The organism is Achromobacter sp. UMC46 (assembly GCF_014170335.1).
Lineage (GTDB): Bacteria > Pseudomonadota > Gammaproteobacteria > Burkholderiales > Burkholderiaceae_B > Achromobacter.
Map to the genome: position 1 here is coordinate 195594 of NZ_LZZS01000038.1, position 23414 is coordinate 219007.

The following is a 23414-nucleotide window of genomic DNA, read 5'->3' on the forward strand; positions in this document are numbered from 1 at the left end:
CGGCCTCAGGCCGCTGCGCGCCGCATGAACGGGGACCATTTCGTGAAGACGAGCAGGTTGCCGAACATCACCAGCGCCAGGCCGGCAAAGGCCGCCGGCGTCCACTGGTAGCCCTCGGCCACCGTCGACACGCTAAGCGCCACCACGGGGAACAGCACCGTGCAATAGGCGGCGCGCGCCGGCCCCATGCGGCCGACCAGCGTCAGATAGGCGGTAAAGCCGATCACCGACCCGGGAATGGCCAGGTAGAGCAGGGCGCCGACATAGGACGGCGACGAATCAAACTGGAATGGCAGGCCCGCCGCCACGCAACCCGTCAGCAGGATCGCCGCGCCGTACAGCATGCTGTAGGCGTTGCCCGTCAGCGGCCGGATGCCCGCGCGCTGCTGCATCGACGACAGCATGTTGCCGGTGGAAAAACAGAACGTGCCCAGCAATGCAAAGCCCAGCCCCAACAGCGTTTCGTGGCTGGCCTGCTGGCTGACGAGCTCGGGCCAGAACAGCAGCACCAGGCCCGAAAACCCGATCCCTCCGGCCAGCATCACGCGCGACGCGACGCGGGTGCCGAACCACAGCCGGGCGTTCAGCGCGTTCCACAGCGTCGCGGCGGAAAACACCACCGACACCAGCCCGCTGGGGATCCATTGCGTCGCGGTGTAGAAGCACAGGAAGTTCAGGCAGAACAGGCAAAGGCCCTGGCCCACGCAGAGCCAATGGCCGCGCCGGTCCAGCTTCTGCAATTTGCGGGTCAGCAGCAAGGCGGCGAACAGCACCAGGCCGGCCAGCGCGAAGCGGTAGAAGATGGACACGGGAATGGCCACCACGCCCAGTTGCAGCTTGATGGCGATCCAGGTGGTGCCCCAAATGACGACGGTCAGGAAATACAGGAAGAGATTCACGATGCGATGGGCAGAAAAAAGGGGACGCGATACGGACCGGCCGGACGGCGGGCCAAGCGGCAGATCCATTGGCCGCGAGTGTGCGCCGCCGCCTCGCTGCGGGATTGCCGGTTCTTGCGGTTTTTGCGGGGTCGCGCACGCGGCACGCGCGAGATCGCAGTAGCATTCCAGTCCTATGGGCACCATCGCCTCGGCCCCGGCCGATTTCTCCGTCTTCCGCACACTGTCTCGCTCCACCGCCACGCTGGAACGCGCCTCGCCGCTTGGCGAAGGCATGGCCATTTCGCAATGGGGCCGCAGCGCCAACGAGACCCTGGGCTACGACATGCCCGGCCACCACACGCTGTCCCTGTACCTGCACGGCGGCGACAAGTCGTTCCGCGTCGGGCACGACACGCTGCACGGCGGCGCCGGCAAGTTCTGCGTGCTGCCGGCCGAACACTATTCGCGCTGGTGCATGAACGACACCGTGCATTTCCTGCACCTGTACATCGCGCCCGAACGGCTGGCGCGCGAAGCCGTCATGCGGCTGGACTGCGAGCCCCGCACGCTGGAACTGCGCGACCGCACCTACATCCAGGACGACTCGCTGATCGATGTGTGCCGCCAGTTGCTGGGCACCGACTGGGCGCAGCCGGCGGACCGGCTGGCGGCCAGCAGCGCGGCGGAAACCGTGCTGCACCATCTGCTGAACCAGGGCGTGGCCCGCAAGGCCACGCCGCCCGCCCGCGGCGGCCTGGCGCCCGCCGTGCGCCGGCGCATCATGGACTACGTGGATGCGCACTTGCACGAGCCCCTGACGCTGGACCAGCTGGCGGGCATCGCCGCGCTGTCCACCTACCATTTCGCGCGCATGTTCCACACCTCGTTCGGCGAACCGCCGCATGCCTGGGTGCGCGGACGCCGCCTGGCGCACGCCCGCAGCCTGCTGGCGGCCGGCAAGGGCGACCTGGCCGGCATCGCGCAGGCCAGCGGCTTCGGCAACGCCAGCCACTTGTCGCGGGTGTTCCGCGACGCCGTCGGCGTCACGCCCGGCCAGTACCGTAGCGCCCGCCGCCGCCACTGAACGGCGCCCGTCCGGCCCCGTTTCCCGACCCGCGCGGTCTACAATGGCGCATCGCCCTTAGCGGCCCGACACCGCGGTCCGACCGCGCTTGCCCCGACGCGATGCCGCCTTCGCCCTCTCGCGATTCCGAATTCCTGGCCGGCCCCGCCGCCCCGCACCCGCTGCGCGCGCACTGGCTGGCCGAACTCATCCGCCTGCGCGAAACACACTGGGGCCCACTGGACGACGCCGACGCCGTCCGCCGCGTGCGGCAGCTGGACGCCGGCCTGCCCGCGCGCATCCTGGCGCGCGCCGACCTGCTGGCGCAGCGCGAAAACCTCACCCCGATGGTCGATGCCTGGCGCCGCCACGCGCGCGGCATCCTGGCCCTGTTGTTCGCGCTGGCCCTGATATCCGGCATCGGCGTGGCTCTGGGCGCGCTGGGCGACGGGTCGCGCCCCGTCAACGTGCTCTGGGCGCTGGGCGCCTTGCTCGGGCTGCATGCGCTGACCTTCCTGCTGTGGCTGGCCAGCTTTCTTCTCCGGCCATCGGCCGTGACTGGGCTGGGCCGTCTCTGGCTGTGGGCCACCCGCAAGCTATCGCGCGGCCCCGACGGCGCCTTGGTGCCGCAGGCCTTCCTGAACCTCCTGGCGCGCGCAGGCGCCTTGCGCTGGCTCTTCGGGGCCATCAGCCATCTGTTGTGGCTGACGGCCCTGTGCGCCGCGCTGGCGGCCTTGCTGACGGTGCTGTCCACGGCCAGCTACCGCTTCATCTGGGCCACCACGCTACTGGCCCCCGACACCTTCGTCTGGCTGACGCAGGCCATCGGCTGGCTGCCCGCGCATCTGAGCTTCCCGATGCCGGACGCCGCCGTCATCCGCGCCAGCGACGGCGCGCAGACGCTGTCCGCCGACGCGCAGGTGCAGTGGTCGCTGTGGCTGATCGGCGTATTGGTGGCCTACGGCATCCTGCCGCGCCTGCTGGCGGGCGCACTCTGCGTGGCCGCCGCGCTGCGCGCCCTGCGCCGTTTGCGCATCGACCCCTCGCTGGCCGGCTTTGCGCCGCTGCGCGACCGCCTTGAACCCCCGGCCCAATCCCTCGGCATCGACCGCCCCGTGGACCCGCTGCACGAACCCCGCGTGGGCGCGCCCTCTCTGGCCGGCCTTGCCGGGCAGCCCGTGCTGCTGGGTCTGGAATTGCCCGCGGACCTGGCCTGGCCGCCCGCCGGTATCCCTGCGGGCATCCAGCTGGCCGGCAACCTGGACACCCGCGAAGAGCGCAACCGCGTGCTCGACGCGCTGGCCCAGGCCGCGGCCTCGCGCCTGCTGATCGCCTGCGACGCCCGCCAGACGCCCGACCGCGGCACCCTGTCCCTGATCGCCGAACTGTCCGCCCACGCGCAGGCGACTCGCGTCTGGCTCATCACGGCGCCAGCCTCCGACTCGGGCTCCGGCACTGGCTCCGACGCGGCCTCCGGCGCCGGCGCGCGCGCCGCCTTGTGGCGCGAACGGCTGCTGGCTCTGGGCCTGGCCGCCGACGCCATCCTGCAAACTCCCACCGCGCCCCTGGCGTGGCTGGAGTCCGGCAATGGCTGACGACGTGATCAAGATCGCGGTGGTGGGCCACACCAACACCGGCAAGACCTCGCTGCTGCGCACCCTCACGCGCGACACCGCATTCGGTGACGTCGCCGACCGGCCCGGCACCACGCGCCACGTCGAAGGCGCGCGGCTGCGCCTGGAAGGCCGCGCCGTGCTGGAATGGTTCGACACGCCGGGGATGGAAGACAGCATCGCGCTGCTGGAATACCTGGAACGGCTGGGCGGCCCCGAGGAACGGCTGGACGGCCCGGCCCGCATCCGCCGCTTCCTGGACACCCCCGAAGCGCACGGCCGCTACGAACAGGAGGCCCGCGTCCTGACGAAGATGCTGGACTGCGACGCCGCGCTGTACGTGATCGACGCCCGCGACCCCGTGCTGGGCAAGCATCGCGACGAACTCTCCATCCTGGCCGCTTGCGGCCGGCCCCTGCTGCCGGTGCTGAATTTCGTGAACGCGCCCGCCCACCGCGCCGACGAGTGGCGTGGCGCGATGGCGCGGCTGGGCCTGCACGCGGTGGTGGAGTTCGATACCGTCGCGCCCCCGCTGGACGGCGAACAGCAGCTGTACGCCAAACTGGGCGTGCTGCTGGACCGGCACGCGGACGCCCTGGCCCGGCTGTCCGGCAGCCTGTCCGCGCAACGCCGCGCGCGCCACGCCGCCGCCTACGAACTGCTGGCCGACCTGCTTGTCGACGTCGCGGCGCTGCACTTGTCCAGCGCCAGCGACGAGGCCGCGCTGGCCGCCACGTCGAACCAGTTGCGCGATCAGGTCCGCCAACGCGAACAGACCTGCGTGAACGCCTTGCTGGCGCTCTACAACTTCCGCCCGTCCGATATTTCCGACGACGCGCTGCCGCTGCAAGGCGAACGCTGGGGCATGGACCTGTTCCATCCGCAGGCGCTGAAAGACATGGGCGTGCAAGTGGGCATGGGCGTGGCCGCCGGCGCGATGGCGGGCGCGGCGGTGGACCTGTTCAGCGCGGGCCTCAGCCTGGGCACCGGCATGCTGATCGGCGCGGCCGCCGGCGGATTGTGGCAGGGCGTCGAAAAGCTGGGCAAGCGCGTCGCCGGCAAACTGCGGGGATGGCGCGAGATCAGCGTGGACGACGCCGTGCTGCGCTTGCTGGCCCTGCGCCAGCGCCAGTTGATCGACGCGCTGGAGCGCCGCGGCCATGCCGCGCGCGAACCATTGAAACTAGCCCTTCCGGATGACGAAGCCTGGCAGAAGGGCCCGTTGCCCGACGCGCTGAAAGAGGCGCGCAGCCGCCCGGAATGGTCGGCGCTGGGCAAGCACTACGAAGACAGCGACCGCAGAAAGCGCATCGTCCACGCGTTGGCGCAAACCCTTGCCGCCACGCCTCGGCCAGACGCCTGACCCCTTCGCCGCCCCAGGCCTTGAACGCACCATTCAACGCCGGCGGCAAGCAAGTACTAACCCCAATCCAAACCGATTGACGCTTAAACGAATGGATCTATAAGATTCGTTCTGCATCGGCGCGGTCCGTCCCCGCCATGACATTCACAAGGGGTTGGGTCTATCGTGAAGTCGAAGTCTTCGGCAGTGATTCCCGGCATCGCCCTCAATGGCCCGTGCGCAGTCCGCGCCACGCGCCACCCGTCCCCGCGCCGTCTTTCGTCGTAAGCAGCAACGCCATGCCCCGGATCCCGATGGGGCCGGGGCCCTGTCACTTCTGTCGCGCGATCCGCGCACCACACGGAGCATGAGGGCTATGCGTACTTTTCCCCACCTGAAGCAAGCTGCGCTGGCGGCTGCTGTTGCGGCATCGCTGGCCTTCAGCGCCGGCGCGGCCGCCAAGACGTTCCATTGGTCCTATCAAGGCGACGCCACCTCGATGGATCCGATGGCCTTGAACGAAACCTTCACGCTGGGTTTCCAGGGCAACATCTACGAGACCCTGGCCGGCTACGACGGCAATCTGAAACTCACCCCGCTGCTGGCCGAAAGCTGGGAAAACCCCGAGCCGACCAAATGGGTGTTCAAGCTGCGCAAGGGCGTCAAGTTCCATGACGGTTCGCCTTTCACCGCGGACGACGTGATCTTTTCGTGGAAGCGCAGCCTGACGCCCGGCTCCGACATGAAGGGCTACGGCGCCAAGGCCTCCGACATCAAGAAGGTGGACGACTACACCATCGAAGTCATCACCCCCACGCCCAACCCCATCCTGCCGCGCGAATGGGTGTTCCTGTACATCATGAGCAAGACGTGGGCCGAGAAGAACAAGACCACCGAGGCCACCAACGTCAAGGGCGACAACCAGGGCAACTACGCCAACCTGAACGCCAACGGCACCGGCCCCTTCATGCTGGTCTCGCGCCAGCCCGACGTGAAGACGGTGCTCAAGCGCTATGACGGCTACTGGAACAAGGGCATCAAGACCAACGTCGACGAAGTCATCTTCCAGCCGATCACGCAGGAAGCCACCCGCGTGGCCGCGCTGATCTCCGGCGAAATGGACCTGGTGCAGCCCGTGCCGGTGCAAGACTGGAAGCGCCTGGAGGACGCCAAGGGCGTCAAGCCGCTGACCGCGCCGGAAGCGCGCGCCATCTTCATCGGCATGGACCAGGACCGCGACGAACTGCTGTTCTCGGACGTGAAGGGCAAGAACCCCTTCAAGGACGCCAAGGTGCGCGAAGCCGTCGTGCTGGCCGTCGACACCAAGGCCATCAACGAGAAGATCATGCGCGGCGCGGCCAAGCCGCTGGGCTCGCTGGTGGCCACCGCCATCAACGGCTATTCCGATTCCTACGGCGCGCCGTACAAGCCCGACCCCGAACGCGCCAAGAAGCTGCTGGCCGAAGCGGGCTACCCCAAGGGCTTCACGGTCACGATGGACTGCCCGAACGACCGCTACGTCAACGACGAAAAGGTCTGCCAGGCGGTCGCCGGCATGCTGGCCCGCGTCGGCATCAAGATCAACCTGCTGGCGCAGACCAAGTCCAAGTACTTCGGCAAGATCCTGCTGCAGGCGGGCAACCAGACCAGCATGTACATGCTGGGATGGACGCCCAGCTCTACCGATGCGCACAACGCGCTGCTGAACCTGGCGGCCTGCCGCGATGCCAAGACGGCGGCCGGCCAGTTCAACCTGGGCGGCTACTGCAACAAAAAGGTCGACGACCTGACCAACAAGATCGGCGTCGAAACCGATCAGACCAAGCGCAATGCCATGATCAAGGAAGCCTTCGAGATCGTGCGCACGGACTTCGGCTATCTGCCGCTGCACCAGCAGCCGATGTCCTGGGGCGTGAAGGACAACATCAAGGTCATCCAGCGCGCCGACGACGTGCTCGACCTGCGCGACGTGGTGTTGCCGTAAACCCTTGCCGTAGCGCGTTGCCGCAACCCCTTGCGGCGATTGACTGACGATGTGAGCCCCGGGCGGCGAGATCCGCCCGGGCGCGCCCGGCCCAGCCCCGCTTCCCGTCATCAACGGACGCGCGGCCCGGCGTTATCTGCAAACGAGGGCACCCGATAATGCTTTCCTTTATTGCGCAACGGCTTATCCAGTCGGTGCTGGTGATGTTGACGGTGGCGCTGATCGCGTTCTCCATGTTCCGCTATGTGGGCGACCCGATCGCCAGCATGGTCGGCCAGGACACCACGCCTGAACAACGCGCGCAGCTGCGCGTCGAACTCGGCCTGGACGATCCCTTCGTGGTGCAGTTCGCGCGCTTCGTCGGCAATGCGGTGCAGGGCGATTTCGGCATCTCGTACCGCCAGCGCCGGCCCGTCAGCGAACTGCTTGAAGAGCGCATGCCCGCCACGCTGGAACTGTCGTTCGTGTCCGCCGTGATGGCGCTGGCCCTCGGCATCCCCATGGGCATCTACACCGCGCTCAAGCGGCACGGCATCCTGTCCAAGGCCTTCATGGCGATCTCGCTGGCCGGCATCTCCCTGCCCACGTTCCTGATCGGCATCCTGCTGATCCTGGTGTTCGGCGTGCAGCTGCGATGGCTGCCCAGCTTCGGGCGCGGCGACGTCGTCAGCCTGGGATGGTGGACGACCGGCTTCCTGACCAAGTCGGGCTGGCTGGCGCTGATCATGCCGGCCATCACGCTGGCGCTGTTCCAGATGACGCTCATCATGCGCCTGGTGCGCGCCGAGATGCTGGAGGTGCTGCGCGCCGACTTCATCAAGTTCGCGCGCGCCCGCGGCCTGCCGGAACGCCTGATCAATTTCCGCCATGCCTTGAAGAACACGCTGGTGCCCGTCATCACCATCACCGGGCTGCAGCTGGGGTCGATCATCGCTTTCGCCATCATCACGGAAACGGTGTTCCAGTGGCCCGGCATGGGACTGTTGTTCATCCAGGCGATCAGCATGGTGGACATCCCGGTGATGGCCGCCTATCTGGTGCTGATCGCGTTCATGTTCGTCGTCATCAATCTGGTCGTCGACCTGCTGTATTTCGCCGTCGACCCCCGTCTGCGCGTGCAGAGCAAATAAGGGATTCAACATGATTGCTCGCATCGCTCCCTTTTTCGCCCGCGCCGCCGATAGCGACCTGTGGCACAGCTTCAAGCGGTCGCCCGGCGCCATCGCGGCGGCGGCCGTCACGCTGGCCATCCTGCTGGGCGCGCTGTTCGCGCCCGTCGTCGCGCCGCACAACCCCTTCGACCTGGCGTCGCTCAGCATCATGGACGCCAACACGCCGCCGGCCTGGGAAGAGGGCGGCAGCCCCGACTTCCTGCTGGGCACCGATGACCAGGGCCGCGACATCCTGTCGGCCGTGCTGTACGGGTCGCGCGTATCGCTGCTGGTCGGCTTCGCCTCGGTGCTGTTCTCGATGGTGCTGGGCGTGACGCTCGGCCTTATCAGCGGCTACGCCGGCGGGCGCATCGACAGTTTCATCATGCGCATCGCGGACGTGCAGCTGTCGTTTCCCGCCATCCTCGTCGCGCTGCTGATCGACGGCGTGGCGCGCGGCCTCTTGCCGCGCGACATGCACGACCAGCTGGCGCTGTATGTGCTGATCTTCGCCATCGGCATCTCGGGCTGGGTGCAATACGCACGCACCGTGCGCGGCTCGACCCTGGTGGAGCGCAACAAGGAATACGTGCAGGCCGCGCGCCTCATCGGCATCGGCCCCATCACCATCCTGCGCCGCCACATCCTGCCCAACGTCATGGGCCCGGTGCTGGTGATCGCCACCATCCACCTGGCGATCGCCATCATCACCGAAGCCACGCTGTCGTTCCTGGGCGTGGGCGTGCCGGTCACATCGCCATCGCTGGGCACGCTGATCCGCATCGGCAACAGCTACCTGTTCTCGGGCATGTGGTGGATATCGATCTTCCCCGGCATTGCGCTGGTGGCGCTGGTGCTATCGGTCAACCTGCTGGGCGACTGGCTGCGCGACGCGCTCAACCCCAAGCTGCGCTGAGGACGTCATGGCCCTGTTGAACATTGAAGACATCCGCATCGAATTCCCCAGCCGCCGCGGCACGCTGGTGGCAGTGGACGGCGTATCGCTGTCCCTGGAAAAAGGCGAGATCCTGGGCGTGGTCGGCGAATCCGGCGCGGGCAAGTCCACCATCGGCAACGCGGTGATCGGCTTGCTGGAAGCGCCCGGGCGGCTGGCTGGCGGCTCGGTGCTGCTGAACGGCGAACGCATCGACACGCTGACGCCGGCGCAGAAACGCAAAGTGCGCGGACGCCGCATCGGCATGATCTTCCAGGATCCGCTGACCTCGCTGGACCCCTTGCAGACGGTGGAAAGCCAGCTGGTCGAAACCATGCAGGTGCATCTGAACCTGTCGCATGCCGAAGCCAAGAAGCGCGCGGTGCAGTTGCTGGTTCAGGTCGGCATCGACCAGCCCGAACTGCGCGTGCAGCAATACCCGCACCAGTTCTCCGGCGGCATGCGGCAACGCGTGGTGATCGCGCTGGCGCTGTGCTGCGAGCCCGAAGTCATCATCGCCGACGAACCCACCACCGCGCTGGATGTCTCCATCCAGGCGCAGATCCTCGACCTCCTGAAGAAGCTGTGCCGCGAGGAACAGGTCGGCATGATCATCATCACGCACGACATGGGCGTGATCGCGGACGTGACCGACCGCGTGGCGGTGCTGTATCACGGCAAGCTCGTCGAACAAGGCCCCACCGCCAAGATCCTGGGTGACCCCGACCACCCCTACACCCGCAGCCTGATCTCGGCCGTGCCGCGCCCTGACATCAAGCTCAAGCGCTTTCCGCTGGTCACCTACATCGAAGACGTGAAGACGCCGTCGCAGCCGCTGGACCTGGCTACGCACTGGCTGGGCCAGCGGCGCGACTTCGGCGCGCATACCGAAGGCCCGCTGGTGCAGGTGCGTGACCTGTCCATGCGCTTCGTGCTCAAGAGCGCGCTCTTCAAGCGCAACCAGCGCACGCTGGACGCGGTCAAGCGCGTGAACTTCTCGATCGGCGAAGGCGAGGTCTTCGGACTGGTGGGCGAATCCGGCTCCGGCAAGTCCACCGTGGCGCGGCTGATCTCGGGGCTGTACACGCCATCGGAAGGGTCGGTCACGTTCGGCGGCACGGACCTGACCGCGCTCAAGGGCGAAAAGCAGCTCAATCCGTTCCGGCGCCAGATCCAGATGATCTTCCAGGATCCGTTCTCGTCGCTCAACCCGCGCATGCGCGTGCTGGACATCGTGGCCGAACCCATCCGCTTCCACAAGCTGGCGGCAAGCGAGGCCGAGGCCCGCCGCATCGTGGCCGACCTGCTGGACGTGGTGGGCCTGGGCGACCGGGCGGCCGAGCGCTTCCCGCACGAGTTCTCGGGCGGCCAGCGCCAGCGCATCTGCATCGCCCGCGCACTGGCCACGCGCCCGCGCTTCCTGATCTGCGACGAACCCACCTCCGCGCTCGACGTGTCCATCCAGGCGCAGATCCTGAACCTGCTGAAAGACCTGCAGGAAGAACTCGGCCTGACCATGCTGTTCATCAGCCACGACCTGCCGGTGATCCGCCAGATGTGCGACCGCGTCGGCGTGATGCGCTACGGCGAACTGCTGGAAGTGGCCGAAACGGAAAGCCTGTTCGACCACCCGCAACACCCCTATAGCCAACACCTGCTTGGCCTGATGCCCCGCCTGCAATCCATGTCCCGCGAAGGGCTGGACGTGGTGGAAGGCTGACACCCGAGCGCAACCGGAGCGAGACATGACGGCGACACGACAGACCCTCTTCATCGGCGGACAGGTATTCGACGGCGAAGGCAAGACGCTGCAGGGCCACGGCGTGCTGGTCGAAGGCCAGCGGGTGGCACGCGTGGCGCCAGCGGGCGAATTCGACGGCTACGCCGGCGCGCGGGTCAACACGGCCGGCATGACCCTGATGCCCAGCCTGGCGGACTGCCACGTCCACCTGGTCTACACCGGCGGCGCCGACCCCAATGCGCAGTTGAGCAAACAGGGCCCTGCCCAGATCACGCTGACCGCGCTGGAGAACGCCCAGGCCAGCCTGCGCGGCGGCGTCACGGCGTTGCGCGACTGCGGCGGCAAAGACTATCTGGAATTCGGCGTGCGCGACGCGATCGCGCGCGGCGTGTTCCCCGGCCCCACCATCAAGGCGTCGGGACGCATCATCTGCATGACGGGCGGCCACGGCAACCGCATCGGCCGCATCGCCGACGGCTGTGACGACGTGGTGAAGGCGGTGCGCGAACAGGTGCACGCCGGCTGCGACCTCGTGAAGATCATGGCGACCGGCGGCGTCATGACGCCCGGCGTCAGCCCAATGGACGCGCACTACAGCTTCGACGAACTGAAGGCGGGCGTGCACGAAGCCAAGCGCTTCCGCAAAAGCACGGCCAGCCACGCCCAAGGCACGCAAGGCATCCTGAACGCGGTGCGCGCCGGCATCGATTCGATCGAGCACGGCATCTTCATGGACGACGACTGCCTGCGCGAAATGCTGGAGGCCCAGACGTACCTGGTGCCCACCATCGCCGCGGTGCGCAACATCATCGCCAACGCCGACAACGGCATTCCCGCCTACGCGGTGGAAAAGGCGCGCGCGGTGGAACAGCGCCACCGCGAATCGTTCCAGATGTACTACAAGGCCGGCGGCCGGATCGCGATGGGTACGGACGCCGGCACGCCGTTCAACCTGCACGGCGAAAACGCCATGGAGCTGGCCTACATGGTGGAGTTCGGCATGACGCCGGTGGACGCGCTGATCGCCGGCACGTCCCGCGGCCATGACCTGATGGGCATGGACCAGCACGGCGCCGTCGCCGACGGCAAGATCGCCGACCTGCTGCTGGTGCAGGGCGACCCGACGCAAGACATCTTGAAGGCGGCCGACAGGCGCTTCCATGTGGCGGTGCTGCGCAACGGCGAACTTGCGGCGGGCGCCTTGCCGTTCTGAAACACTGCGGCAATAAAAAAAGCCGCCGCGCCCATCGGCGCGGCGGCTTTTACCGTTGCGTGGCTTGACGTGCCCGCGCCTTAGCGCGCGCCACCCATCGCGCCGCTCATGACCATCATCAGGAACTGCTCGACCGGCATCTTCTTGCCGTTGAAGTCGACCTGGCCGTCGGCGTAGTTCAGGTACGAGACGATGTTGTTGTTCTCGATCTTGGCCATGCCCATCGCGGCCGCCATGGTGCCGACCATTTCGGCCTGGCCCTTGGCGGTCTGCGCGGCTTGCTCGGCCGGCACGCCGCGCGTCTGCGGCTCGATGGCCATCAGGTCGGTCAGGTTGCCCTTGGACAGCACCAGCTTGGCGTCCAGCTTGCGCACCGCTTGCGTCAGCGTATCCGCGAACGCGCCGTCCATCGAAGCCGGCTTGGCCAGATCCAGGTTCAGGTTGAACGTGGACGTGCCGTTGGCCGTACGCACTTCCAGCGGCGACACCGCCAGCGTCGGGTTGCCGGCCAGCAGCAGTTCGACGTTGGTCTTGACGATCTGCTGCTCTTCCGGCGTGAACTGGGGCGACTGCTCTTCACCCTTGCTTTGCACCATGCGGCGCGAAGCGGCTTCGTAGACGTCGTTCAGCGCCTTGAACGCCTTGGAGTCCAGCTTCTGCACGTCGATGGCCAGCTTCATGCCCGCCATGTCCTTGGCCTGCACGTTGATCATGCCAAAGTCGAGAGCCATCTTGGCGCCCATGAGCGAATTGGCTTCCGTCACGTCGACGGCGATCGTGGTGTCCTTGAACTGGACAGGCGGCTTTTCCTTGGACGTGATCGTCCAATCCTTGAACGTCACCTTCTGGCTGCCCACGTACATGCCGTTGGACGCCGGCGTCATGTCGCTGGTCAGCGTGATGCCCTGCAGGGCCATGCTGACGATGTCGCTGTTGTCCGACTGGCCGGACAGCACCAGCTTGTCCGTCTTCAGGTCGTACACGCCGTGCTTCGTGCCCGTGGCGTACTCGACGTTGCCGGTCATGCCCGAGAAGCTCAGGTTCGTGTCGCCCTTGGCCACTTCCACCGGGGCCAGGTTGAACTTGCCCGTGATGTTCTTGGCGTAGCTGACGCTGTAGTGGCCGGTCAGCGGCGTGGCGCCCTTGGCGGCGGCGAACCATTCCTTGACGGCCGGGGTCTCTTCCAGCGCGAAGTCGCTGGCCACCATGGCCGGCATGAAGGCGCCGGTCTTCAGGTTGGACAGGGGCAGGGGGCCGTGGCTCAGGTGCTCGACGAACAGCACATCGCGCTCTTCGGCCGGCTTGCCTTCGGCGGCGGGCGGGGTGAACTTCACACGGTAGCGCGCGGTGGACGAGAACACGCCGCGCTCGAACGACACCAGTTCGACCTTGGAGGCGATGCCCCACTTGTCGCTGAACGTCTTCAGGCTGTCATTGGCGGTCGCGATCGACTGGTTCACGAAGTCCTCGGCCTTCTGGCCCGTGTACCAGGCCGTGCCGGTCCACACCGCGCCCAGGACAACAACGACACCCACTAATGCCGACTTCTTCATAGAGATCCTTTATTCTTCAAATGGATATAAGCGCACGGATTATAGGGAGTGCCGCCTAGGGAAAACACTTATTTCGTGCATAGGCGATGCAATATGTTACTTGGTGATACTGCATCGCGAAAATTCCACCGGTGCTGCGGAGCCACATCAGCTACAATCACGCCGTGTGCTTTGCCAATCTGCACACGTCCGCTAGGCCCTTCGCTGCCAAGCTTCGCCCATCAGGGCGCTTCCCTTTTCTCCTTATTCGTCCGCCTGGATTGGAGTCTCTCAACTTGAGCGACGGGCTGCCGCTGGAGTTGTTTTGACTACCTCTTCCCTTTTTGCCGACCTCGGGCTGGCTGATTCCCTGTTGCGCGCCATTGCCGATACCGGCTACACCGCACCCACCCCCATTCAAGCCCAAGCCATTCCGCAAGTGCTGAAAGGCGGCGACCTGCTGGCCGCCGCACAGACCGGCACCGGCAAGACCGCCGGCTTCACGCTGCCGATCCTGCACCTGCTGATGCAGCAGAAGCCGGAACTGCGCAAGCCCGGCCGCCCCCGCTGCCTGATCCTGACCCCGACGCGTGAGCTGACCGCGCAGGTCGCGGAATCGGTGCAGACCTACGGCAAGTACACCTCGCTGACGTCCATGGTGATGTTCGGCGGCGTCAATATCAACCCCCAGATCTCCGCGCTGCGCAAGCCGCTGGACATCCTGGTGGCCACCCCGGGCCGCCTGCTGGACCACTGCGGCCAGAAGACGGTAGACCTGTCGGGCGTGGAAATCCTGGTGCTGGACGAAGCCGACCGCATGCTGGACATGGGCTTCATCCGCGACATCCGCAAGATTCTCGCACTGCTGCCCAAGCAACGCCAGAACCTGCTGTTCTCGGCCACGTTCTCCGAAGAGATCCGCACGCTGGCGCGCGGCGTCCTGAACAACCCGGGCGAAGTCTCGGTCACTCCGCGCAATACCGCCACCGAACTGGTCACCCAGACGGTGCACATGGTGGAACAGCACCACAAGCGCGACCTGATCAGCCACATCATCCGCGAAAGCGGCTGGCACCAGGTGCTGGTGTTCACGCGCACCAAGCACGGCGCCAACCGCCTGGCTGAAAAGCTGGTCAAGGACGGCCTGACCGCCGCCGCGATCCACGGCAACAAGAGCCAGTCGGCCCGCACCCGCGCGCTGGCCGGCTTCAAGGACAGCACCGTAACGGTGCTGGTCGCGACCGACATCGCCGCCCGCGGCCTGGACATCGACCAGTTGCCGCAGGTCGTGAACTTCGAACTGCCCAACGTGCCGGAAGACTACGTCCACCGTATCGGCCGCACCGGCCGCGCCGGCGCCACCGGCGCCGCGGTCTCGCTGGTCGACAACAGCGAAATCAAGCTGTTGAAGGACATCGAGCGCCTGATCAAGAAGACGATCGAGCGCAAGCCCATCGAAGGCTGGACCCCGTCGCCCACCAGCGCCGCCGCGTTCGAGCGCCAGGAACGCGATGAAGACGCCCGCAGCCCGCGCGGCGGCAACCGCAATGGCGGCGGCGGCCGTGGCGGCAACGCCGGCCGCGGCAACGGTGGCGGCAATGCCGGCGCCGGCCGTTCGCGTCCCGCCCAAGGCCAGCCCCGCGCCGCCGCAGGCGGCCGCGCCCCGGCCCCCGCCCGTGCCGGCGGCGAAGGCCGCGGCAATGGCGGTCCGCGCGACGGCAAGCCCGCTGACCGTCCGGCCCACGCCGGCCGCGGCGAAAGCCGCCCGCAGCAAAGCCAGCGCCGTCCGGAAGGGGCTTCCCGCCCGGCCCAGGGCCGTCCGGCAGGCGGCCCGCGCGCAGCGTTGCTGGGCAGCAAGTAACACGCAGCAGGTAATATCACCGCCACCCCGAATCCTGCGATCCAAGGACCCGCGCCATCATGCCCTTATCCACCTGGTTGACGTTCTTCCTGGCCTCCTGGGCCATTTCGTTCTCACCCGGGGCGGGCGCGATCTCCGCGATGTCCTCTGGATTGAAGTACGGTTTCGCACGCGGCTACTGGAACACGGCCGGCCTCATCATGGGCATCCTGTTCCAGTTCGTCGTCGTGGCCGTGGGGTTGGGCGCGGTGCTGGCCACGTCCGAAATGGCCTTCAACGTGGTCAAGTACCTGGGCGTGGCCTACCTGATCTACCTGGGCGTGCGCCAGATCCGCACGGATGCCGCGCCCGTCGCGGTGGATGCGGGCGACCCCAAGCAGGCCTCGATCCGGGATCTCGTCATGCGCGGATTCCTGATCAACACCATGAACCCCAAGGGCACGGTGTTCCTGCTGGCCGTGGTGCCGCAGTTCGTGGACCCGGCTCTGCCGCTGACGCCGCAGTATGCGGCGCTGGCCGGCACGCTGGCCTTCACCGACCTGGTCGCCATGGGCGTGTACACGCTGCTGGCGGCGCGCGTGCTGCGCATGCTGCGCGACGCCAAGCACATCCGCTGGATGAACCGCACCTTCGGGTCGCTGTTCATCCTGGCCGGCGTATTCCTGGCGTCGTTCCGCCGCCATTCCTGAATCCCCATGCGCGGGGCACGCGCCGGCAACGGCGCGTGCCCCGCGTTTTTCATGCAAGCAGCCGGACCGCGCCGGCCTAACAAGCGGCGTTAAGTACAATCCTCCGACCATGAATATCCCTCAAGAAGTTGCGCGGCGCCGAACGTTCGCGATCATTTCCCACCCTGACGCGGGCAAGACGACGCTGACCGAAAAGCTGTTGCTGTTCGCAGGCGCGATCCAGATCGCCGGCAGCGTCAAGGCGCGCAAAGCGTCCCGCCACGCCTCGTCCGACTGGATGGAAATCGAAAAGCAACGCGGCATTTCCGTGGCGTCCTCGGTGATGCAGATGGAATACCGCGACTGCGTCATCAACCTGCTCGACACCCCGGGCCACCAGGACTTCTCCGAAGACACCTACCGGGTGCTGACGGCGGTGGATGCCGCGCTGATGGTGATCGACGCCGCCAACGGCGTCGAACCGCAGACGATCCGCCTGCTGCAGGTCTGCCGCGCGCGCAACACGCCCATCATCACGTTCATCAACAAGATGGACCGCGAAGTGCGCGAGCCGCTGGAACTGCTGTCGGAAATCGAAGGCCACCTGGGCATGGACGCCGTGCCGTTCTCGTGGCCGGTGGGCATGGGCAAGGCCTTCGGCGGCGTGTTCGATATCCGCCGCGACCGCATGCGCGTGTTCCGCCCGGGCCAAGAGCGCCGTTCGGACAACGATGACGTCATCGAAGGCCTGGCCAACCCCGAAATCGCCCGCCGTTACGGCTCGGCGTTCGAACAGGCCAGCGGCGAGATCGAACTCATCAACGAAGCGGCGCCCGCCTTCGACCGCGAGCAGTTCCTGGCCGGCAAGCAGACCCCCGTGTTCTTCGGCTCGGCCATCAACAACTTCGGCGTGCAGGAAGTGCTGGACGCGCTGGTCGACCACGCGCCGCCCCCGGGCCCGCGCATGGCACTGCAGCGCGAAGTGCTGCCTGAAGAGCCCAAGTTCACCGGCGTGGTGTTCAAGGTGCAGGCCAACATGGACCCGGCGCACCGCGACCGCGTCGCCTTCGTGCGCGTCAGCTCGGGCCGCTTCGAGCGCGGCATGCGCTTGAAGGTCGCCCGCACCAACAAGGAAATGCGCCCCAATAACGTGGTGTCTTTCCTGTCGCAGCGGCGCGAGCTGCTGGACGAGGCCTATGCCGGCGACGTGATCGGCATTCCCAACCACGGCGTGCTGCAACTGGGCGACGTGCTGACCGAAGGCGAAACGCTGCAATTCACGGGCCTGCCGTTCTTCGCCCCCGAGCTCTTCCAGGCGGTCGAAGTGAAGGACCCGCTGCGCACCAAGCAGCTGCGCACCGGCCTGACCCAATTGGGCGAAGAGGGCGCCATTCAGGTGTTCCGCCCCGAGGCCGCCGGCGGCTCGCTGCTGCTGGGCGCGATCGGCCAGCTGCAGTTCGAAGTGGTCGCCCACCGCCTCAAGACGGAGTACGGCGCGGACGCTCGGATGCTGCCTTCGCGCTACACAATGGCACGTTGGATTACGTCTGAAAACCCCAAGGCGCTGCGCAAGTTCATGGATGCCAATGCGGCTCATATCGCCTATGATGTGGTCGATGCGGCGGCGTTTTTGATCAGTTCCCCTGCGCAGTTGCGCGTAGCCGAGGACCTGTATCCCGAAGTGAAATTCCATGCAATGCGCGAACACGGCGGCAAGGTATTCGGGGACAAGGCGTAGGCCCGTTCGGGTCCCGCACGGCAGATGAGGGTAGCAATGTCTTGGCGTTTATTATTCGCAACGCTCCTGATCGCGCTTGGCGCGTCGGCCTGGGGCGGCATTCAATTGGGTGACTGGCTGGTGGCGCATGCGCCTCCCGCCGCACCTGCTCCTGGGCAAGACGCCGCGGCGTCGCAGCAGCCCGTCCTGGACGCCAATGGGCGCCCCTATGTGGCGCAGCCTCCGCAGCCCCGCATCGACGGCACCCTCGGCGTGCCCGACAAGCCCGCCGACCGGGAATGGCAGGTCAACACGGTGTCGCTGTTCGACACCGTCAGCGACCCCGCCGTGAAGCTCTCGCGCGAACGCATCACCCCGGAACAGGCCCGCGAAATCGCAGCCGCCTCCGAAGTGCCGCTGCCCTCGGGCACGTCGGACGTCAGCACGCTGGACTTGCAGGTGCCCGGCACCTCCACCGCCATCAACGGCGGCCAGACGCAAGCAGGCGGCTATGGCACCCCGCAAATGGTGCAGGCCCCTCCGCCCCCGCCCAATACGGCGCTTAGCCCCGGCGCCCCCGGCTGGCAAGACGCCCTCAAGCGCGAGCTGGCCCAATGCGCCTCGCAAGGCTTCTTCGACCGCCCGTCGTGCTCGTGGGCCGCGCGCAACAAGTACTGTGCGCCGAACCGCGCCTGGGGCACCATGGCCGAATGCCCGGCCCGCCCGCAGTAAAAGAAAGAACAAAAGGCCCCCACGCCGCGCACGCTTTGCGTGCTTGCTGCCCCCCGAGGGGGCGCTTTTGCCTTGGGGCGGCCCAGCGGCAAAAGGAAGCCCCCACGCTGCGCACGCTTTGCGTGCTTGCTGCCCCCCGAGGGGGCGCTTTTGCCTTGGGGCGGCCCAGCGGCAAAAGGAAGCCCCCACGCTGCGCACGCTTTGCGTGCTTGCTGCCCCCCCGAGGGGGCGCTTTTGCCTTGGGGCGGCCCAGCGGCAAAAGGAAGCCCCCACGCTGCGCACGCTTTGCGTGCTTGCTGCCCCCCGAGGGGGCGCTTTTGCCTTGGGGCGGCCCAGCGGCAAAAGAATGCCCCCACGCTGCGCACGCTACGCGTGCTTGCTGCCCCCCGAGGGGGCGCTTTTGCCTTGGGGCGGCCCAGCGGCAAAAGGAAGCCCCCACGCTGCGCACGCTATGCGGCCAAAAAAAATGGCGCCCCGAGAGGGGCGCCATTGCTTTGGCCGGAATGTTTATTCGGGCACGGACATCTGGCTTTGCAGGTAGTTCTGGATGCCGACCTTGTCGATCAGGTCGATCTGCGTTTCCAGGTAGTCGATGTGCTCTTCGGTGTCGTCCAGGATGTCCTGGAACAGATCGCGCGAGACGTAGTCGCGCACCGATTCGCAGTGGGCGATCGCTTCCACGACGGTGGCATGCGCCGCCTGTTCAAGCTTCAGGTCACAGGCCAGCAGTTCGGGCACGTCTTCACCGATCAGCAGCTTATGCAGGTCTTGCAGGTTGGGCAGGCCATCCAGCATGAAGATGCGCGAGATCAGGCGATCCGCGTGCTTCATTTCACCGATGGATTCTTCGTACTCGTGCTTGCCCAGCTTGTCGAAGCCCCAATGGTTCAGCATGCGGGCATGCAGGAAATATTGGTTGATGGCCGTCAGTTCGTTGGTCAGTTGCTTGTTCAAGAACTGGATGACGGTTTTGTCGCCTTTCATAATGGACTCCTTGCAGTCAGGCGCGACGCAAATGCATCGCGACAAAGGAGCGCACGATGCCGCGCGTACGCAACCCCGGCAGACTACCACCAGCCGGAGGGCCGCGCCTAGCCTTGCGCTGCATTTGGTAAACCGCTTTAGAACCGCTACAAGAAAGCGACAAGCCAATGAGAATGAGTATGCGTACTTGATGCCTTGCAGGCACAAGTCAGGCGTTATGCGCCATGCGCGCCTGCGATGCGACGGAATCGCTTTCGATATCCGCGCGCGTCCTGCGTGCGAACGCGTCGCCCACCAGGAAAAACCAGCCCGGATTCCCGCAACGCCGCAGCGTTGCATATCGGCAACCCGAAACGCGATTGTGGCCGCGTGCGGATCAGGCGGCTTTGCGCGTGGTCAACCAGATGCCGAAGGCGATCGGAACGATGCCCAGCAGATCCAGCCACGACACCGGTTCGCGCAGCGCGAGCCATCCGAACAACAGGCCCAGCGGCGGCATCAGGAAATGCAGCGCGCTGGCCGATGTGGCGCTGGCGCGGCCAAGAATCATGAACCACAAGTAGTAGCCGCCCATCGATACGGCCACGATCATGTAGGCCATGCTCCACGCCAGGCTGGCGGTCAGGCGCGCGTCGCCCAGGCTCTCGCTCATCAGCGCGAACGGCAACAGCGCAACTGCGCCAGCCAGCGACTGGATGCCCGTCGACGCCCACAGCCCTGCCGACGGCTTCAGGCGCTTGTAGAGCAAGGTGCCCGCCACCAGCGCCACCAGACCGCCCGTGACCAGCAAGGTGCCGTGCATGTCTTCCTGCATGCCGCTCAGGCGCGACCGCAGCACCAACGCCACGCCGGCCAGCCCCAGGCACAGGCCCGCCAGCTTGCGCCACGAGAGGCGCTCGCCCAGCACCGGTCCGGCCAGCACGCCGATCAGCAAGGGATTGGTGCTGATCAGGACGGCGGTGAACGCGGACGACACGGTGGTCATCCCCGTCCAGCTCAGGCCCAGATACAGCGCATTGTTCAACACGCCCAGCAGGATCAGCGACGCCAGGTCGCGGCCGCTGGGCCATTTCCCCTGGCGGCTGGCCGCGGCGATTCCCAGCATCAGCGCTCCGGCGATCAGGAAGCGGATCGTCAGCAGCGTCAGCGGCGGACAATCCCGCACCGCGATCTTGGCGGCCGCGAAAGCGGAACTCCACAAGAAGCAGAATGCGGCGATTGGCACCCAGCTGATCCCCGGCGCGCCATTGGCGGTCGGGCTGGCGGAAACGGCAGGCGTGATGGCCTTCATCGGGATTCCATGGGAGCAGGGCGCCACGCATGCCGCGTGGAGCAGGCATTCTGCGCGCGCCGACCGCCGGACGCAACCCGTCATCCGGCGCCAGCAAGGGGCGGCACGGGCCAGGGGAATTCAGTCAAGCGAGGGGGATCTTGCGGGAAGAAAACGACGCGGCCCGCTGCAGAACGGCAGCGAGCCGGGAAAGACGGTCAATGCTTAACCTGCGGCGACCAGCGGGATGGGGAAGCTGCTGTGGTTGGCAGCCGCGCCCGATTCGACCAGCGCGGCGGGCGCATTGACCGGAACGGCGATGGAACGGACGTCGCATACGCTGGAGCAGCGGCCGCCCGGCAGGTATTCGGCGGCGGTTGCCGCACAGCAGCCGCAGCACGTGGCTACGCCCAGCTCGAATTGCAGGTCGGACAGCGTCGTCGCGCCCCCGTCCACGCTGGCGCGGACTTGGCGTTCGGTGATGGCATTACATACGCAAATGTACATGCGAATGATTATCGAAAATTATCCGACGAATGACAAGCCCCTCGCGCCAATAAATTTGCAACGGACTTTTGTCGTGCAACCCGTTGAAACAAATGACGAATTCTTAAAGATTCGTCCCTTATTTCAGCGCGCCGAGGCTTGCGCCTTGCGCAGCGTCGCGGGGGCTATCCGCAGCGCTTCACGGTACTTTGCCACCGTCCGGCGGGCGATCACTATCCCCTGATCGGCCAGTTTTTGCATGATCTGGCTGTCGGACAAGGGCTTGGCGCGGTTCTCGTCCGCGACCATCTGACGGATGAAGGTCTGCACCGCCGTGGCCGAGGTGGCGTCGCCGCCGTCGGTGGATACGCCCGCGCCGAAGAAGCGCTTGAGCTCCAGCGTGCCGAACGGAGTGAGCATGTACTTCTGCGTTGTGGCCCGTGAAATGGTCGATTCGTGCAATCCGAGCTCACCCGCGATGTCCTTCAGGATCAGCGGCCGCATGGCCGAAGGGCCCTGGCTGAAGAAGGCGGTCTGGCGTTCGACGATGGCCTGGGACACCCGCAGGATGGTGTCGAAGCGCTGCTCGACGTTGCGGATCATCCATTTGGCCTGCTGCAACTGGGAATGCAGGCCCGCGTGGGCGGACTCCTTCTGGTTGCCCAGCATCTGCGCATACAACCCGTTGATCTGCAGCCGCGGCACGGCGGCGCTGTTGAGCGTGACCTGCCATCCGCGCCGGGTCTTGCGCACGATGACGTCCGGCACCGCGTAATCGGCTGCCGGCACCGTCCAGGCGCGTCCCGGGCGCGGCTCCAGACGCAGGATCAGGGAATGGGCCGCGCGGAACGTCGCCTCGTCGCAACCCAGCGCCGCACAGAGGCGGGCGGCGTTGCCGGTGGCGAGCAAGGGCAGGTGCTGCACGCAGATCTGCCGGGCGCACGCCAGGACGGCGGCATCGGCCGCTTCGGGCAGTCGTGTCAGGTCGGGGTTGCGCAATTGCAACAGCAGGCATTCGGCCATGTCGCGTCCGCCGATGCCGGGGGGATCGAAGGATTGCAGCAAGGACAGCGCGGCGCGCAACTCGTCGATGTCGGGTTCCGTGTCGGCGGGCAGCCAGCCCAGGATCTCGTCCAGCGGCGACCCCAGGTAGCCGTTCTCGTCCAGTTCGTCGATCAGCAGCGCAGCCAGCACCACGTCGCGGGGCGCCGCGCGCGTCAGCATCAGCTGCCCCAGCAGGTGTTCACGCAAGGTGTCCGGGCGCGCCGTCTCGGGCGGGCCGGAATCCTCATCCGAATAGACCCCGCCCGAACCCGGCATTTCATCCACCGGCGTCTCGCGTTCCGCCGCGGGCTCGTCGTCCTGCACCGAAGATTCGCGTTCGGATTCGGCTTGCGCCTCGGTCGCGGGCGACTCGTCTTCACGCTCCAGCAGCGGATTGTCCGCGAGCACTTGCGAGATCTCGGCCTCCAGGTCGAGCGTAGACAACTGCAACAATCGTATCGATTGTTGTAGCTGAGGGGTCAGCGTCAGATGCTGGCCAGGTCGCAGTTCTAAAATTGGGCGGGTCATAGGTACAATATTTTGCATGATGAATCTGACTTCGCCCGCAAGCGTTCGCCAGGACTGCCGACTTATCGGCCAGACCCTGCTCAAATTGGCGCTTCCCCGACTCGTTGTGCGCGCGATAGTCATCGCTGTCGCCGTCGTCCTCTGGTATCTGGTCGCCTCCTGGATACTCGACTTCGGCAAACGCATGAACTACGACTTCCTGCATTCCCTGGGTCAGCCGACCCTGGACATGGCACAGAAGGTCAATCCGTACCTTTGGTGGGTCGTGGCCGGCATCTGGTCGCTGATCGTCTTTTTCTCGGTCAAGGCCTGGTTCTCGGCCAGCCTGGCTTCGGGCGCGGCCACGCCGGTCGGCACCGACGTGCTGGCCGACCTGGCGCCGAACCTGTCGGAAGAATCGCTGGGCGTGCTGCGCTGGACCTGGGGCGACCGCCAAGAGCCCTTCACAGTAGGCGATCTGCGCCGCGCATTGTCTGAAATTCGCCACAATCGCATCGGCAAGATCGCCATGGTGGCCGAACAGGCGCAGATCCTGGAAGGTTCCGCCAGCCGCCCCAGCCGCGATCCCCGTGACGACGGCCGCCGGGAACCGGCCCGCGCCGAGGTCCGTGGCGAAACCCGCGGCGACCGCTACGTCGAACCGCGCATCGGCCCCGCCCGCTAGGCGGCA

Annotated in this window: 19 protein-coding genes; 13 read left to right on the forward strand and 6 right to left on the reverse strand. The window is 66.6% G+C overall.

The annotated features are described in order from the left end of the window. Positions 1–5: 5 nt before the first annotated feature. Positions 6–899, reverse strand: coding sequence for an EamA family transporter (locus tag A9973_RS28170; RefSeq protein WP_183016897.1), 894 nt, complete (start codon positions 897–899; stop codon positions 6–8). Positions 900–1074: 175 nt separating this feature from the next. Between A9973_RS28170 and A9973_RS28175 the strand changes: the two genes are divergently transcribed. From A9973_RS28175 to A9973_RS28210, 8 genes are all read left to right on the forward strand, one after another. Beyond that, positions 1075–1965 carry a helix-turn-helix domain-containing protein gene (locus A9973_RS28175; RefSeq protein ID WP_183016898.1) on the forward strand — a complete coding sequence of 297 codons (891 nt, stop codon included), beginning with the start codon at positions 1075–1077 and terminating at the stop codon, positions 1963–1965. A 101-nt stretch (positions 1966–2066) separates the two neighbouring features. Further along, positions 2067–3539 (forward strand): DUF2868 domain-containing protein, encoded by a 1473-nt coding sequence (locus tag A9973_RS28180; RefSeq protein WP_255469326.1) that lies wholly within the window; start codon positions 2067–2069, stop codon positions 3537–3539. After that, positions 3532–4920 (forward strand): GTPase/DUF3482 domain-containing protein, encoded by a 1389-nt coding sequence (locus A9973_RS28185; RefSeq protein ID WP_183016899.1) that lies wholly within the window; start codon positions 3532–3534, stop codon positions 4918–4920. The genes A9973_RS28180 and A9973_RS28185 overlap by 8 nt, the downstream gene beginning before the upstream one ends. Positions 4921–5275: 355 nt before the next feature. Further along, positions 5276–6883 (forward strand): ABC transporter substrate-binding protein, encoded by a 1608-nt coding sequence (locus A9973_RS28190; protein WP_183016900.1) that lies wholly within the window; start codon positions 5276–5278, stop codon positions 6881–6883. Between the two features lie 158 nt (positions 6884–7041). After that, a complete protein-coding gene (locus tag A9973_RS28195; RefSeq protein WP_183016901.1) occupies positions 7042–8013 on the forward strand; it encodes an ABC transporter permease in 972 nt (323 codons plus the stop codon). A gap of 10 nt (positions 8014–8023) precedes the next feature. Next, positions 8024–8950 carry an ABC transporter permease gene (locus tag A9973_RS28200; RefSeq protein ID WP_183016902.1) on the forward strand — a complete coding sequence of 309 codons (927 nt, stop codon included), beginning with the start codon at positions 8024–8026 and terminating at the stop codon, positions 8948–8950. A gap of 7 nt (positions 8951–8957) precedes the next feature. After that, positions 8958–10688: an ABC transporter ATP-binding protein gene (locus A9973_RS28205; RefSeq protein ID WP_183016903.1), complete on the forward strand. Its 1731-nt coding sequence runs from the start codon at positions 8958–8960 to the stop codon at positions 10686–10688. 25 nt (positions 10689–10713) lie between these two features. Then, positions 10714–11922 (forward strand): amidohydrolase family protein, encoded by a 1209-nt coding sequence (locus tag A9973_RS28210; RefSeq protein ID WP_183016904.1) that lies wholly within the window; start codon positions 10714–10716, stop codon positions 11920–11922. A gap of 80 nt (positions 11923–12002) precedes the next feature. Here the strand turns inward: A9973_RS28210 and A9973_RS28215 are convergent, their stop codons facing one another. Continuing rightward, a complete protein-coding gene (locus tag A9973_RS28215) occupies positions 12003–13475 on the reverse strand; it encodes a YdgA family protein (RefSeq protein WP_183016905.1) in 1473 nt (490 codons plus the stop codon). A 304-nt stretch (positions 13476–13779) separates the two neighbouring features. Here A9973_RS28215 and A9973_RS28220 point away from each other — a divergent pair, with 304 nt between their 5' ends. The 4 genes from A9973_RS28220 to A9973_RS28235 all read left to right on the forward strand — a co-directional run bounded on the left by A9973_RS28220 (position 13780) and on the right by A9973_RS28235 (position 18432). Beyond that, the gene (locus A9973_RS28220; protein WP_183016906.1) at positions 13780–15315 is read left to right on the forward strand and encodes a DEAD/DEAH box helicase; all 1536 of its coding nucleotides are present in this window, start codon (positions 13780–13782) and stop codon (positions 15313–15315) included. 59 nt (positions 15316–15374) lie between these two features. After that, on the forward strand, positions 15375–16004 hold the full coding sequence (locus A9973_RS28225; RefSeq protein ID WP_183016907.1) for a LysE family translocator: 630 nt from the start codon (positions 15375–15377) through the stop codon (positions 16002–16004). 109 nt (positions 16005–16113) lie between these two features. After that, entirely contained in the window at positions 16114–17721 is a 1608-nt protein-coding gene (locus tag A9973_RS28230) for a peptide chain release factor 3 (protein ID WP_183016908.1), read from the forward strand. A 24-nt stretch (positions 17722–17745) separates the two neighbouring features. After that, positions 17746–18432: a hypothetical protein gene (locus tag A9973_RS28235; RefSeq protein ID WP_183016909.1), complete on the forward strand. Its 687-nt coding sequence runs from the start codon at positions 17746–17748 to the stop codon at positions 18430–18432. Between the two features lie 507 nt (positions 18433–18939). Here A9973_RS28235 and bfr read toward each other — a convergent pair. From bfr to rpoN, 4 genes are all read right to left on the reverse strand, one after another. Then, positions 18940–19416: a bacterioferritin gene (bfr, locus tag A9973_RS28240; protein ID WP_183016910.1), complete on the reverse strand. Its 477-nt coding sequence runs from the start codon at positions 19414–19416 to the stop codon at positions 18940–18942. Between the two features lie 376 nt (positions 19417–19792). Next, positions 19793–20707: a DMT family transporter gene (locus tag A9973_RS28245; protein WP_183016911.1), complete on the reverse strand. Its 915-nt coding sequence runs from the start codon at positions 20705–20707 to the stop codon at positions 19793–19795. Positions 20708–20911: 204 nt separating this feature from the next. Further along, on the reverse strand, positions 20912–21193 hold the full coding sequence (locus tag A9973_RS28250) for a bacterioferritin-associated ferredoxin (protein ID WP_105559369.1): 282 nt from the start codon (positions 21191–21193) through the stop codon (positions 20912–20914). Positions 21194–21316: 123 nt separating this feature from the next. Then, positions 21317–22762: an RNA polymerase factor sigma-54 gene (gene rpoN / locus A9973_RS28255; RefSeq protein WP_183016912.1), complete on the reverse strand. Its 1446-nt coding sequence runs from the start codon at positions 22760–22762 to the stop codon at positions 21317–21319. Here rpoN and A9973_RS28260 point away from each other — a divergent pair. Beyond that, positions 22761–23408, forward strand: a complete 648-nt coding sequence (locus tag A9973_RS28260) for a hypothetical protein (protein ID WP_183016913.1) — start codon at positions 22761–22763, stop codon at positions 23406–23408. The genes rpoN and A9973_RS28260 overlap by 2 nt on opposite strands. Positions 23409–23414: the final 6 nt, after the last annotated feature.

Excerpts from the sequence above, each read along its gene's own strand:
- A9973_RS28260 (WP_183016913.1), top strand. The coding sequence starts at position 22,761 with ATGATGAATCTGACTTCGCCCGCAAGCGTTCGCCAGGACTGCCGACTT.
- A9973_RS28205 (WP_183016903.1), top strand. The coding sequence starts at position 8,958 with ATGGCCCTGTTGAACATTGAAGACATCCGCATCGAATTCCCCAGCCGC.
- rpoN (WP_183016912.1), bottom strand. The coding sequence starts at position 22,762 with ATGCAAAATATTGTACCTATGACCCGCCCAATTTTAGAACTGCGACCT.
- A9973_RS28200 (WP_183016902.1), top strand. The coding sequence starts at position 8,024 with ATGATTGCTCGCATCGCTCCCTTTTTCGCCCGCGCCGCCGATAGCGAC.
- bfr (WP_183016910.1), bottom strand. The coding sequence starts at position 19,416 with ATGAAAGGCGACAAAACCGTCATCCAGTTCTTGAACAAGCAACTGACC.
- A9973_RS28235 (WP_183016909.1), top strand. The coding sequence starts at position 17,746 with ATGAGGGTAGCAATGTCTTGGCGTTTATTATTCGCAACGCTCCTGATC.
- A9973_RS28175 (WP_183016898.1), top strand. The coding sequence starts at position 1,075 with ATGGGCACCATCGCCTCGGCCCCGGCCGATTTCTCCGTCTTCCGCACA.
- A9973_RS28195 (WP_183016901.1), top strand. The coding sequence starts at position 7,042 with ATGCTTTCCTTTATTGCGCAACGGCTTATCCAGTCGGTGCTGGTGATG.
- A9973_RS28180 (WP_255469326.1), top strand. The coding sequence starts at position 2,067 with ATGCCGCCTTCGCCCTCTCGCGATTCCGAATTCCTGGCCGGCCCCGCC.
- A9973_RS28190 (WP_183016900.1), top strand. The coding sequence starts at position 5,276 with ATGCGTACTTTTCCCCACCTGAAGCAAGCTGCGCTGGCGGCTGCTGTT.
- A9973_RS28245 (WP_183016911.1), bottom strand. The coding sequence starts at position 20,707 with ATGAAGGCCATCACGCCTGCCGTTTCCGCCAGCCCGACCGCCAATGGC.
- A9973_RS28230 (WP_183016908.1), top strand. The coding sequence starts at position 16,114 with ATGAATATCCCTCAAGAAGTTGCGCGGCGCCGAACGTTCGCGATCATT.
- A9973_RS28185 (WP_183016899.1), top strand. The coding sequence starts at position 3,532 with ATGGCTGACGACGTGATCAAGATCGCGGTGGTGGGCCACACCAACACC.
- A9973_RS28225 (WP_183016907.1), top strand. The coding sequence starts at position 15,375 with ATGCCCTTATCCACCTGGTTGACGTTCTTCCTGGCCTCCTGGGCCATT.
- A9973_RS28250 (WP_105559369.1), bottom strand. The coding sequence starts at position 21,193 with ATGTACATTTGCGTATGTAATGCCATCACCGAACGCCAAGTCCGCGCC.
- A9973_RS28215 (WP_183016905.1), bottom strand. The coding sequence starts at position 13,475 with ATGAAGAAGTCGGCATTAGTGGGTGTCGTTGTTGTCCTGGGCGCGGTG.
- A9973_RS28210 (WP_183016904.1), top strand. The coding sequence starts at position 10,714 with ATGACGGCGACACGACAGACCCTCTTCATCGGCGGACAGGTATTCGAC.